The organism is Lysinibacillus fusiformis (assembly GCF_003049525.1).
In the GTDB taxonomy this organism is placed as follows: Bacteria; Bacillota; Bacilli; order Bacillales_A; family Planococcaceae; genus Lysinibacillus; species Lysinibacillus fusiformis.
Map to the genome: position 1 here is coordinate 158,974 of NZ_PYWL01000001.1, position 12,874 is coordinate 171,847.

The 12,874-nt window shown below is 37.6% G+C and carries 12 protein-coding genes; all 12 read right to left on the bottom strand.

Annotation, left to right across the window (positions count from 1 at the left end; all coding sequences use genetic code 11):
* Nucleotides 1–152 precede the first annotated feature (152 nt).
* The 12 genes from C9J29_RS00835 to C9J29_RS00890 all read right to left on the bottom strand — a co-directional run bounded on the left by C9J29_RS00835 (nucleotide 153) and on the right by C9J29_RS00890 (nucleotide 12,865).
* A complete protein-coding gene (locus tag C9J29_RS00835) occupies nucleotides 153–1,412 on the bottom strand; it encodes a competence/damage-inducible protein A (protein ID WP_008178924.1) in 1,260 nt (419 codons plus the stop codon).
* 17 nt (nucleotides 1,413–1,429) lie between these two features.
* The gene (gene pgsA, locus C9J29_RS00840; protein ID WP_008178927.1) at nucleotides 1,430–2,008 is read right to left on the bottom strand and encodes a CDP-diacylglycerol--glycerol-3-phosphate 3-phosphatidyltransferase; all 579 of its coding nucleotides are present in this window, start codon (nucleotides 2,006–2,008) and stop codon (nucleotides 1,430–1,432) included.
* A gap of 47 nt (nucleotides 2,009–2,055) precedes the next feature.
* The gene (locus C9J29_RS00845) at nucleotides 2,056–2,985 is read right to left on the bottom strand and encodes a helix-turn-helix domain-containing protein (protein WP_008178929.1); all 930 of its coding nucleotides are present in this window, start codon (nucleotides 2,983–2,985) and stop codon (nucleotides 2,056–2,058) included.
* 16 nt (nucleotides 2,986–3,001) lie between these two features.
* Nucleotides 3,002–3,787: a DUF3388 domain-containing protein gene (locus C9J29_RS00850; protein ID WP_008178931.1), complete on the bottom strand. Its 786-nt coding sequence runs from the start codon at nucleotides 3,785–3,787 to the stop codon at nucleotides 3,002–3,004.
* 226 nt (nucleotides 3,788–4,013) lie between these two features.
* Nucleotides 4,014–4,271: a DUF3243 domain-containing protein gene (locus C9J29_RS00855; protein ID WP_008178933.1), complete on the bottom strand. Its 258-nt coding sequence runs from the start codon at nucleotides 4,269–4,271 to the stop codon at nucleotides 4,014–4,016.
* 44 nt (nucleotides 4,272–4,315) lie between these two features.
* Nucleotides 4,316–5,044 (bottom strand): elongation factor P 5-aminopentanone reductase, encoded by a 729-nt coding sequence (ymfI, locus tag C9J29_RS00860; protein ID WP_107921504.1) that lies wholly within the window; start codon nucleotides 5,042–5,044, stop codon nucleotides 4,316–4,318.
* On the bottom strand, nucleotides 5,044–6,342 hold the full coding sequence (gene yfmH / locus C9J29_RS00865; protein ID WP_008178936.1) for an EF-P 5-aminopentanol modification-associated protein YfmH: 1,299 nt from the start codon (nucleotides 6,340–6,342) through the stop codon (nucleotides 5,044–5,046). Before yfmH ends, ymfI begins: the two co-directional genes overlap by 1 nt.
* Nucleotides 6,339–7,610: an EF-P 5-aminopentanol modification-associated protein YfmF gene (gene yfmF, locus C9J29_RS00870; RefSeq protein WP_008178938.1), complete on the bottom strand. Its 1,272-nt coding sequence runs from the start codon at nucleotides 7,608–7,610 to the stop codon at nucleotides 6,339–6,341. Before yfmF ends, yfmH begins: the two co-directional genes overlap by 4 nt.
* 176 nt (nucleotides 7,611–7,786) lie before the next feature.
* Nucleotides 7,787–8,746 carry an ABC transporter permease gene (locus C9J29_RS00875; RefSeq protein WP_008178940.1) on the bottom strand — a complete coding sequence of 320 codons (960 nt, stop codon included), beginning with the start codon at nucleotides 8,744–8,746 and terminating at the stop codon, nucleotides 7,787–7,789.
* A 1-nt stretch (nucleotide 8,747) separates the two neighbouring features.
* Complete coding sequence (locus C9J29_RS00880; RefSeq protein ID WP_008178943.1) at nucleotides 8,748–9,794, bottom strand: ABC transporter permease; 1,047 nt, start codon at nucleotides 9,792–9,794, stop codon at nucleotides 8,748–8,750.
* Nucleotides 9,794–11,341, bottom strand: coding sequence for an ABC transporter ATP-binding protein (locus C9J29_RS00885; RefSeq protein WP_043990541.1), 1,548 nt, complete (start codon nucleotides 11,339–11,341; stop codon nucleotides 9,794–9,796). The genes C9J29_RS00880 and C9J29_RS00885 overlap by 1 nt, the downstream gene beginning before the upstream one ends.
* A gap of 441 nt (nucleotides 11,342–11,782) precedes the next feature.
* Nucleotides 11,783–12,865, bottom strand: a complete 1,083-nt coding sequence (locus C9J29_RS00890) for a BMP family lipoprotein (protein ID WP_008178948.1) — start codon at nucleotides 12,863–12,865, stop codon at nucleotides 11,783–11,785.
* Between the last annotated feature and the right edge of the window lie 9 nt (nucleotides 12,866–12,874).

A 12,874-nucleotide genomic window follows, 5' to 3' on the forward strand; every position in this document is an offset into this window, starting at 1 on the left:
TCCTTCGAAAACTGTTCACTGTTTTTGTCTATCTCTACTATACTTGTTTTTGAGAAAACACGCAAGAAAAAAGCGAACATTTATTCGTTTTTTCTACAAAATAAAAATTTGGATAGTTTTCCTCTACCCAAATTCCTATTTTTCACTCTATATTAATATCGTTTTGTATAGCCGCGTTCTTCCAAACGCTGCATTAAATAATGGCATGTAAATTTCACTGCACGGAGTCGATTTGTATTACGCATACCAGATAAATGAAGTAAGTATGTAAGTGGCTCCTCATCATTGATGGCAATACCAATCCAAACCGTTCCTACTGGCTGATGGTCATGTGCTGTAGGCCCTGCTTCTCCTGTTAACCCAATGCCGATATTTGTCCCAAATTGTTTTCGAATTGCACTTGCCATTGCAGCAGCACATTCACCGCTCACAACGCCGTGTGTATCTATTAATTCTTGTGAAATACCAAGATGCTTTACTTTTGCTTCTGCCGCATAGGTCACTACACCACCAATGAGTGCGTTCCCTACCCCTGGAATTTCCGCAAGCTCTGATTGAAACAACCCTGCCGTTAAACTTTCCGCAGCAGAAATAGTTAGATTATTGTCTACTAGCATTTCAACTGTCTTTGAAACAAGTGAGTCATCATCCACACCATATTGATAGTCACCAACAAGGGCTTGTATCTCTGCTACTTTGGCGGCAATAAGTTGTTGGGCTTGCTGTTCGGTTTCTGCTTTAGCTGTTACGCGTAATGTTACCTCACCATCCGACGCAAGTGGAGCGACAGTTGGATTTGTTTGGGCATCTAAAATATCCTGTACCTGGACTTCAAGTTCGGCCTCACCAATCCCATAAAAACGCATCACATGAGAGGCAATGATCCCTCCATCATTAAGCATCGCAGCAAGCTTAGGTTTCGCCTCAAATTGAAACATAGGCTCAAGCTCTTTTGGTGGCCCTGGGAGTAAAATATACGTACGATTATTATTTTTAAAAATCATACCAGGTGCCATTCCGTGATAATTGGCTAATATTTCGCTTCCAGCTAGAATTAAAGCCTGTTTCCGGTTATTCTCCGTCATAGGACGTCCTCGCTTGGCAAAAAACTGCTCAATATATGTTAATGCAACTTCATCAAATTCTAGAGAAACACCGAGATGGCGTGCAATTGTTTCTTTTGTTAAATCATCTTTCGTAGGTCCTAGTCCTCCCGAAAATATAATTAAATCTGCACGAGATTCTGCCACTTCAATAGCTTGTTCTAAACGTTTTGCATTATCACCAACTACTGTATGGTAAAAAACATTAATGCCTAGCTCGGATAACTGGTTCGAGATAAATCTCGCATTCGTATTCGTAATTTGACCTAATAATAGCTCTGAGCCAACCGCAAGAATTTCAGCATTCATGATTCACAAGACCTTTCTTATTTAGACTCAAGTAAAACACGTCGATTAAGGTAGAAGTAATCCCACCCAGACCATAGCGTAAAGAACAATGCTACATATAGCATAATCATATCAAAAGGAATACCAATGAGTATAAAAATTGTGTTGTGTAAAAGAGCCGCAGCGATTGCTACAATTTGTGCCCAAGTTTTAATTTTGCCAAGCTGATTGGCGGCAACGACCTCTCCGCCACCTGCTAAAATAAGGCGTAAACCCGTAACAGCGAATTCACGGCTAATAATAATGATGATCACCCAGGCTGGTGCCATATCAAGCTCTACCATTAAAATGAAGGCTGCTGACACAAGTAATTTATCAGCTAAGGGATCTAAAAATTTCCCAAATGTAGTCACAAGATTATACTTACGTGCATAATAACCATCTACCCAATCAGTTGTCGAAGCTAAAATAAAAATAAGTGCACCTATAAAATGATGGATTGGCATCTCTGCCCCAAATAGAGTCAATGTTCCCCAGCCAAAATCAAACATCATAACAATGACAAAAAATGGAATAAGTAAGATTCGTGAGATGGTAATTTTATTTGGTATGTTCATTTTTCTAACACCTTTCATGATGAAAGAAAGTAGTCATCACATGATGACTACTGTTCTTTATTGAAATTGATGACGATATTTTGAGTTACAACTTGCTGTGCATACGTGAGAAGCTCGTCATTAATATAGATTTTAGCTTGCGTAGAATTACCAAGACGGATACGAACATAATTTTCAGTCGTCGCGTCGAATTCTACCACTTCACCAGCATTATAAACACGAGTATCCGTTAATAATTCTTGTTGCTGCTGATTACGAATACCAACAAATGTAGGACCTGAAACTTCGATTTTAAGTTTCAATGTATCTGTACCTGTTAACGTGTAAGAAGTTGTTTCTCCATCTGCTTCAACAGTACCTGCGGAAATGGTTTGCTTGATCTCTTCAGTTTGATCAGTTTGATCTTCATCAGTTGGTGTTTCTTCTTTAGAGTCTGTATCTTTTTGGTCATTTTTCAGAGCATCTTTTTCTTCTTTTTCTTTCTTATCTTTGGCACTATCGATAGGCTTGGCATTTGTATCATATTCAATTTCAGGGGATGTTGTGTTGCCCTCGCTTGTCCCTGGACTGTTTTTGGATTGCCATAGCACCCATATTACCACGATGATCACAACAATAAATAACCCAACAATGATTTTTGGCATTGCCTCCATCATTTTATTGGAAGGGCCTTTTGTGACCTTTCTTCTGCTTGGACTATTCGTTATGGATTGACTTACTTGATCATTTGGAGTACTCGGTAGTTCTTTTTTATAAGTCTCTAAAATTTCTTCCGCATTTAAACCAACAGCATCTGCATATTGTTTAATAAAAGCTCGTACATAAAACGAGCCAGGCATAATGGAATAATTGCCCTCTTCAATTCCTACTAAATAACGCTTTTGAATTTTCGTTATTTCTTGTAAATCGTCTAAGCTGTAGCCTTTAGACAGTCTCGCCTCTTTCAGTCGAGTCCCTAATTCTGCCACTAATAACACCTACTTTAACATCAAATTAAAAATTAAATCCACCAAATGAATCGGATTCGGACATATGATTTTTTTCCATTATTTCATAAGTAATTTCTTCATCTGTGTGATGACGTAATTCAATAATATAATCAAAATCCTCTATTTTATATTCGGAATGCTGAACAAACATATCAGGATGCTCTACAACTTTAATGCATGGCATATTCATCATTTCACGCACTAATTGTAGATGTCGCTCATCAGAAGAGCGACGAGTCACAATACCATCTAAAATAAAAATATTATTACGACTAAATTCATCCCCCACTAGTTTATTACGAACGGTTTGTTTTATCATTGTGGATGATAGAAAAATCCACTTTTTATTGGCACAAACACTTGCTGCTACTATAGACTCCGTTTTACCAACGCGTGGCATGCCACGAATACCAATCAGCTTATGTCCCTCTTTTTTAAAGAGTTCGGCCATAAAATCGACTAAAATACCAAGTTCATCTCTTACAAAGTGGAAAGTGTTTTTTTCATCTGCATCTCGAGGAATATAACGACCGTGTCTAATAGCTAAGCGGTCTCGAAGTTTCGGTTGTCGAAATTTGGTCACGTTAATATGTTCCATTGTCGAAACAATTGTACGAAAACGTTCAATTGCCTCATCATTGTCTGTATGCACTAACATACCACGTCGATCCTCATCGACACCATTAATTGAAATAATATTGACACGTAGCATCCCTAAAAGTGAAGCAATATCTCCTAATAATCCAGGGCGATTCACCTGAATCTCATATTCAAAGTACCAATCGCTCAACACACTCGTTCCCTTCCTATTAGTTAACGTAAAAAATCCTTTATAAGTTCCATCATAGCTGATTTTTTATGTAATGGAAAGTTAGAATACATGGAATTACGGCGTTATTTTTAAAAACTTACTAATTTTTTTGAATGCATAGAAATAAGGCTTACATACGTTCCCGTTTTCACTAAAAAATAAATTTTTTATATAGAAAAAAGAGGAGATAAGCTCTCCTCTTTTTTTATTGCACGTGCTTATTTTGGACAAGCTTAACGACACAATTCGCCAAAGCATGCTTTTCATCTTCAGAGGCAACGCCCCATAAATCTGATAGCACTCGCTCTTGCTCGTTTTTAGGATCTACATTTGAAGCTAAATATTCACCAATTTGGACAGCAGCTGCTTGAATCATTTTCTTAGGCATACCACTTGATTCAGCTTGCATAACGTTTTGTCCTAAAAACGATGTCCATTTTTGCCAGTTTTCTAAAATGGTCATATGTTCCTCCTCCTTTACACATGTAGTATGTGTAAAAAAGAATATTATATGTACCAGCCACCATTTAATCGAATGATTTGTCCAGTTACATAATCGGCTTTCCCAGATAAATAAAAGCGAACCATCTCAGCTACGTCTTTTGTTTGCCCAATTGACCCTAAAGGAATATCCTCCAATATATAATTAAGCTCCTCTTTACTTAAATGACTGTTCATGGATGTATTAATGAAGCCAGGAGCAATGGCATTTACTCGAATACGAGATAATGCCGCTTCCTTTGCATAGGATTTAACAAATGCATGTTGTGCTCCTTTTACCGTTGCGTACAGCGCCTCACCAGCTGACCCAGCTTCGCCCCATATAGAGCCTATAAATAAAACATAGCTGACATCATGCTGACGAAGCTTTTCAGATAGTAAAGCGGTCAGCCTCATCGGATTTTGAACATGGACTCGCCATAGTGCGTCCATATCTTTTACTGTTGTATCCTCTAGCAGCGAATAATGCGCTTGTCCATTTGCGAAAATAATAGCCTGCACATTAAAAATCTGTGCGGCTACCATTTCTGCTCCTGTTTCAATTGAAAAATCCCCCTGTACAAGCATAAATTCTTGCGCAGGGAAAGTTTTAGAAAGTGTATGACATAAAGTTTCTGCAGCATTTTTATTAGTTGAATAATGTAAATAGATGGACCAGCCTTCTTCTGCTAAGCAATGACAAATAGCGTGACCAATCTCACCTGAAGCACCTAGTACAAGAGCAAACTTTTTCACTAGGCATCCTGCTTACTTGGTAAAATTTTAAACACGGTTTGTTGAGATTCACCTTGTACTGAGGCAAATGCTTTATATAAATCATCAACTGTTAATTCCTCAAGAACCGGGACAACATCAAATAAATTCATGTCATTAAAGGAGTAACGAGTAAATTGATTGGCGATAAACTCAATAGAATTCAAAGCGCGTAAGAAGAAACCAATTTTTTTACGTTTAATACGTTCTAAATCAGCACCTTCAAAGTGTGAATTCCCTTCAAATTTAGCCAATTCTTCTTTTATTACAGAAGTTAATTTATCAGGCTCTGATGAATCAGAACCGATCATAGCAAATCCAAAACCATTTTCTAATGTAAAATCAAATGCATACGTTTCATCAATTAAACCTTCCTCGTAAACACGTTCATAAAAATTAGATGTACGTCCAAAAATAAGTTCTAGTGCAATTTGAACAGATAGCTCATGCTTTAACATTTCTCGCCCTGACAAATTGGTTTCTTTTGCCTTCAATCCAACATAAACTTTAGGCTTTTGTACATCCATGTTTAATGTCCGTTCATTTATCGCTACCTCTGTTGGTTCTTCATCAAAGAAACGTTGAATGGATACCGGTTCTGAGAACTCTTTTTTTCCTTGATTATCACGAATAAAAGTCATCATTTCCTCAGGGTCCACTGCACCAATCACAAATAATAGCATATTAGATGGGTGATAAAATGTATTGTAGCACGTATATAAATGATCGGCCGTAATGCCATCAATCGATTCAATTGTACCAGCAATATCAATTTTTACTGGGTGATGATGATACATATTTTCAATCGTGCCAAAATATAGGCGCCAATCTGGTTGATCATCATACATGGTAATTTCTTGCCCAATAATTCCTTTTTCTTTGTTGACAGTCGCTTCCGTAAAGTAAGGCTCTTGCACAAAATTCAATAATGTTTCGGTACTTTTGTAAATATTATCAGTTGAAGAGAATAAGTATGCCGTACGCGTAAATGATGTAAAGGCGTTAGCGGAAGCTCCATATTCACTGAACTTTTGGAAGACGTCGCCATCTTCTTTTTCGAACATTTTATGCTCTAAGAAGTGAGCAATTCCATCTGGCACAGTAATGCTTTCTGTTTGACCTATTGGTACAAAAGTGCGATCAATAGAACCGTACTTCGTTGTAAATGTAACAAATGTTTTAGAAAAACCTTTTTTCGGCAAGATATATACATCTAATCCATTTTCAAGCTTTTCATAATAAAGAGTTTCATCTAATTGCTTAAATTCAATTGTTTTCATTGTGCGGCTTGCTCCTTTCCACATAAGAAATAGACCGCTTCAAGCTGCACTTGCTTCGCCATATCCATAACATCTTCCTTCGTCACAGCTTTCCACTTATTAGCCCAAGATTCCACAGAGAATTCCTCTGGTAAATCTTTATATTGATCAAAAATTTCAATTTGTCCACGGGCAGAATCCAAGGACTCTTTTAATTGATTCGTGAGCATTGCTTTTGTTTGTTCTAGCTCTAAATCAGTAATGTTGCCAGATTGCAATGTCGCAAGCTGTTCTTTAATTAGTGATAACGCCTTTTCCTCATTTTTAGCCTCGATACCAGAAACTACAAATACGAGACCATAATGAGAAGCATAGGAGCTAGAAGCATAATAAGCCAAACTTTCTTTTTCACGAACATTCATAAACAATTTAGCGTGTGGATAGCCGCCGAAAATACCATTAAAAATCTGCATTTTAGCAAAGTCCGGACTACCAAATCTTACTGGCGTACTAAAGCCAATGTGAAGCTTCCCTTGCTTCATCTCATGCTGTTCTCGAACATAATCGTTTTGAGGATGTTGTTGCGGAAGAACAGCTGGTACTTCCTCAGGTGTACGATCATTAAATGGTAGCGCTTTTTTTAATTTCGCTACAATTTCCTCTTCATTAATATCCCCAGCAACATAAATATCTATTTTATCGTTAGCTAGCATCGATTGATAAGCCTCAAATAAGGAGGAAGGGGTAATTTTTTGAATTTCCTCAACACTACCATTTGCCGAAATAGATGCTGGTTCGTTTGGTCTTAGGATTTGTTGTAAGCGGAATTGTGCAAAGCGAGATTTATCATCAAAAATAGATTCAATACGTTGTATAACTGTCTTCTTTTCACGTTCCACAATGGATTCCTTAAAAACTCCATTTTCTAAATTTGGCTCAAAAATAGCCGTGTGCAATAAACCAAGCATGTCATTTAACACACTTGTATTTGCTAAATAATGATCATTTACCGTCTCCACATTCATAAGCACTGTATGTTCATTACCTCGTTTAGACGTATCAAAATATAAAACAGTGCCATATAGATCATCTAAGAAGCTTCTGAAAGCAGCAGTTGTTTTATATTTAGCATTACTATGCTGCAGTACATTGGTTAACACAGTACGTTCCGATGCACTTTTAGCTGTTAATGCTCTTCTCCATTTAATTGAAAAATTTACGGTTTTAAATTGGGTCGTTTGTCGGATATGCAAATTGACACCTTTGGCAAAAGGTATAGTTTTAAACATATGAAACCCTCCTATCCTTCTTAATATAACGATGTACTACACATACTATACATGTCTACTGTCTATAATTGCAAAAAGAATCCAAAGTATGTATGGGAAAAATTATAAATTATATGAATTCAACATGAAAAAAAAAGACTGAGCATATTTCACTCAGTCTTTGATCATGACTTATTTTAACGCTTACCTTTAATATATGGTTGACCACTTGCCTTAGGAGCATTCGCTTTACCAATAAAGCCTGCTAAAGCAAGGATTGTTAATACATACGGTAAGATTTGTAGATAAACGGCTGGAACATTTTCAATGAATGGAATTTGGTTCCCTGCAATACTTAATGTTTGTGCTAAACCGAAGAATAGGGCTGCACCTAGCGCGCCAATTGGATGCCATTTCCCGAAAATCATGGCAGCAATCGCCATGAAACCTTGACCAGCAATTGTCGCATGTGAGAAGTCGTGCGTAATTGTTTGTGCATAGACAGCACCACCAAGTCCACCTAGAGCTCCAGAAATCATAACAGCAATATAACGCATTTTATTGACGTTAATTCCCATTGTATCTGCCGCCATTGGGTGTTCACCTACAGCGCGAAGGCGTAAGCCAAATGGTGTTTTATAAATAATAAACCAAGCACCAAATGCTACCACAAACGCCAGAATAGACGTACTGTAAACATCATGGAACAATAAACGGCCAAAGAATGGAATGTCCTCTAAATAAGGAATACCAAAACGGCGAATCGGTTGGTCAATCATATCTGTTTGACCTTTATCATAAATCATTTTTACTAAGAATACAGTAGCAGCTAAGCCTAATAAGTTAATAGCTACCCCTGATACTGTTTGATCGGCACGGAATGAAATAGAAGCAACGGCATGGAAAAGTGAGAAAATCGCACCAATTACAACAGCCGCTAGCATTGCTACCCAAACAGTTGCCGCACCTAATGATGAAGCAAATTCTAAATTGATAAATATACCAACAAAAGCACCAACAATCATTAAGCCCTCTAGCCCGATGTTGACAACACCAGAGCGTTCAGAGAATACCCCACCGATGGCTGTAAAAATCAAGGGTGTTGCATATAGAATCGCTGAAGGGATGATGAAATATAACATTTCTAAAAAGCTCATGTTATTGTCCCTCCTTTTTCTTGCTCAGCTTCTGTAAGCCTACTCGAATAATATAGCCTGATGCTACGAAGAAGATAATTAACGCGATGATAATCGATACAATTTCTTCCGGTATACCAGCAGCATTTGGCATATTTAAAGCACCATATTTTAATGAACCAAAGAGTGATGCCCCGAATACTACGCCAAGCGGTGTATTTGCACCAAGTAAGGCTACGGCGATACCATCGAAACCAATTCCAGTGAAGCCAGGTTTAATGGATGCGTTTTGGAATGTACCTAGAGCTTCCATCGCTCCGCCAAGACCTGCAAACATACCTGAAATAGTCATGGCTAAAATAATGTTTTTGTTAACGCTCATACCAGCATAATCTGCAGCGTTTTTGTTGAACCCTACAGCTTTCAGCTCATATCCACGCGTTGTTTTTTCTAAAATGAACCACATAACAACAACCATTAATAGTGCAACAATGATCCCATAGTGAAGACTTGAGTTGTCTGTAAGCTCTCTTAAAAACGGAGAACGTAATGAAGCTGATTCATGGATACGTTCTGTTTTAAAGCTACCATCTGACAATTTTTTAATGACCGCGTTTGCAATATATAACGCAGTATAGTTAAGCATAATTGTCGCAATTACTTCATGCACTTTAAATTTCGCTTTTAAGAAACCTGCAATAAAGGCCCAAAATGCACCTGCTGCTGCTGCTGCAAGTAACGCCAAAGGTAAGTGTATAACTTTAGGTAGCTCAAATGCATAACCTACCCAAGCTGCTGCTAACCAACCTAAAATAAGCTGACCTTCAACACCAATATTAAACAGCCCTGTACGGAAGGCGAATGCTACTGCAAGTCCTGCTAATATATATGGTGTAATTTGACGAATTGTGTTCCCTATTGAATATGAATCTCCAAAAATACCTGTCCAAAGAGCGATATAACCTTGTACTGGGTCATAGCCACTGACTATCATGACGATAGCCCCTACAATTAAACCGATAATGATAGAGATGATAGGAACGAGTATATTAATGACACGATTTGACATTAGTCGTTCCCCTCCTTCGCATCATGCTTGTTATTTTTTTTACTTTGACCTGCCATTAATAATCCAAGCTCTTGTTCTGTTGTTTCTTTAGGATTTAATTCGTCCACAATTTGACCATCATAAATAACGGCAATGCGATCCGATACATTCATAACCTCATCTAATTCAAAGGAAATTAACAGAACAGCTTTCCCTTTATCACGTTGCTCAATAAGACGCGAGTGAATAAATTCAATCGCCCCTACGTCAAGACCTCGTGTTGGTAGAGCGGCAATTAATAAATCTGGATTACGATCAATTTCACGACCAATAATAGCCTTTTGTTGGTTACCACCAGATAATGCACGAGCAGGTGTCATTTCACCATTACCTGTACGTACGTCGTATTCTTTAATAATTTGATTGGCTTTCTCCGACACTTTTTTATAGTCCATTACAAAGCCTTTAGCTATAGGAGATTGGTAATACGTTTGTAGCGCAATATTATGACCAATCGGGAAATCTAGTACTAAACCATGCTTATGACGGTCTTGCGGAATATGCCCAACGCCTTCTTCTGTTATACTACGAGGCTTCAAATTTGTAATATTTTTACCATTCAGTTCAACAGTACCACTTTTAATTTTACGAAGACCTGTAATCGCCTCGATCAATTCTGATTGACCATTTCCATCTATACCTGCTATACCGACGATTTCACCCTTGCGAACCTTTAAGTTCAGACCTTTTACCTTATCAATATTACGGTAATCCGTTACGACTAAGTCATGGATAGCAAGTACTTCATCAGTTGGATTTGCATCCGTTTTTTCTGTTTTAAATTCAACTTGTCGGCCAACCATCATTTCAGCTAGCTGATCAGGATTTGTGTCAGCGGTTACAACAGTGCCAATTCCTTCACCTTTACGGATAATTGTTACACGATCGGACACTTCCATAATTTCTTTTAGCTTGTGGGTAATCAAAATAATAGATTTCCCCTCAGCAATAAGACGACGCATAATTTGAATTAATTCCGTAATCTCTTGTGGTGTTAAAGAGGCTGTTGGTTCATCAAAAATTAAAATTTCTGCACCACGGTATAATGTTTTTAATATTTCAACACGTTGTTGCATACCAACAGTGATATCTTCAATTTTGGCATTAGGATCTACATCCAAGCCATATTTCTCAGAAAGGGCTTGTACTTTTTTAGATGCATCTTTTATATTGACAATACCCATTTTAGTTGGCTCGGAGCCTAAAATAATATTTTCTGTTACTGTAAAATTCTCTACCAACATAAAGTGCTGATGCACCATACCAATCCCTAAATCATTGGCAACATTTGGGTTTGTAATTTTTACAGCATTCCCACGAACGCGAATTTCGCCACCCTCTGGTTGATACAAACCAAAAAGGACGTTCATCAAAGTCGATTTACCCGCACCATTCTCTCCAAGCAATGCATGGATTTCGCCTTGTTTCAGTTGGAGGGTGATATTATTATTCGCCACGAAATTACCGAATTCTTTCCGGATTCCTAGCATTTCAATCACATATTCCAATATTGTCACTCCCTTAATAGGCACTTTTATAAAGTAATTTCGCCTTAGCGTTTAGTATCTGCCTCTACTATGACTGATGGCACAGATTAGCAATACATCCAGTATTCGAAATATACATAAACTAGATGACCGTTAGAGCTTTTTTGCTACAGTTCTCTAATTCTTTAGACCGCTTTCGTTACCAAAGGCTATCTTTTATTTACTGATATAATCCCACCTATAGAGGTAGGTGTTTTGCTAAATTAATACAGGAAAGGTCATCGTTAGAAACCTTTCTTCTATTAACTTGTTACCATCATTATCAAAATCTTAATACTACCTCTAAAAGGTTCATATAAATCTAGTTAAATAGAGAATTGCGAATAATCTAAATATAACGATAGATTGAAAAATCATCATAAGGTCCTTCTTAAAAGTCCCTTATGATGATCAAAAGATGAATTATTTTTCCACTTTTTCTGGAACTTCGATTTCACCCTTAGCAATTTTTTCTTTATATTCATCGATTACTTTTTGTACATCTTCTGGAATTGCACCGCGAGAATCCGCAAGTTTAACTCCATCTTCAGCTAAACCATAAACAAGTGTTTCTCCACCAGGGAAGTCACCTTTTTTCGCTCTGTTTGAAATATCTACTACTGCTGTGTTAACTCCTTTTAACATAGAAGTTAAAGTTACGTTTGTTTTATCGTCTACTTTACCTTCTTCGTATTGGTCAGCATCTACACCGATAACCCATACATCTGCATTCGGATCTTTTGCTTTACGTTCTTTTGCTTCAGAGAATACACCATTACCAGTTGCACCAGCAGCGTGGAAGATGACATCTACACCTGAAGAGTACATGCTGTTAGCAGTGATTTTTCCTAGATCTGCTTTATCAAATGCACCAGTGTATTTTACTTGGATGTCGATATCTGGATTTACTGCTTTAGCGCCTTCAACAAAACCAGCGTGGAAGCGGTTAATAACTGGAATATCTACGCCACCTACGAAGCCGATTTTACCTGATTTAGACATTTTAGCTGCAGCAACACCAGCTAAGAAAGCACCTTCTTGCTCTTTGAACAGTACGTTTACTACGTTGTCTGCTTTCACTTCAGCATCAATCAACGCAAAGTGATTGTCTGGATTTTCAGCTGCTACTGCATCGATTGCATCAGCCATCATGAAACCGATACCATAAACTAAGTTAAAGTCACGACGCACTAAGTTGTTTAAGTTTGTTTCATAGTCAGCATCTGAAGCTGATTGTAGGTAGTCGAAACCACCATCACCTTTTTTAAGACCGTGTTCTTTTCCGTAAGCTTGAACACCTTCCCATGCAGATTGGTTGAATGATTTGTCATCAACGCCACCTACGTCAGTAACCATTGCTACTGAAAATGATTCTTCTGATGTTTCTCCACCTGAAGCGTTATCATTTTCTTTTGCAGGCTTTTCGTCTTTTGTACCACAAGCACCTAAAATTGCACTTGCCGCTAATACTGATGTTAATACTAAACCAAATTTACGTTTTTTCATTTAATTAAC

Excerpts from the sequence above, each read along its gene's own strand:
- C9J29_RS00835 (WP_008178924.1), bottom strand. The coding sequence starts at position 1,412 with ATGAATGCTGAAATTCTTGCGGTTGGCTCAGAGCTATTATTAGGTCAA.
- pgsA (WP_008178927.1), bottom strand. The coding sequence starts at position 2,008 with ATGAACATACCAAATAAAATTACCATCTCACGAATCTTACTTATTCCA.
- C9J29_RS00855 (WP_008178933.1), bottom strand. The coding sequence starts at position 4,271 with ATGACCATTTTAGAAAACTGGCAAAAATGGACATCGTTTTTAGGACAA.
- yfmH (WP_008178936.1), bottom strand. The coding sequence starts at position 6,342 with ATGAAAACAATTGAATTTAAGCAATTAGATGAAACTCTTTATTATGAA.
- yfmF (WP_008178938.1), bottom strand. The coding sequence starts at position 7,610 with ATGTTTAAAACTATACCTTTTGCCAAAGGTGTCAATTTGCATATCCGA.
- C9J29_RS00875 (WP_008178940.1), bottom strand. The coding sequence starts at position 8,746 with ATGAGCTTTTTAGAAATGTTATATTTCATCATCCCTTCAGCGATTCTA.
- C9J29_RS00880 (WP_008178943.1), bottom strand. The coding sequence starts at position 9,794 with ATGTCAAATCGTGTCATTAATATACTCGTTCCTATCATCTCTATCATT.
- C9J29_RS00890 (WP_008178948.1), bottom strand. The coding sequence starts at position 12,865 with ATGAAAAAACGTAAATTTGGTTTAGTATTAACATCAGTATTAGCGGCA.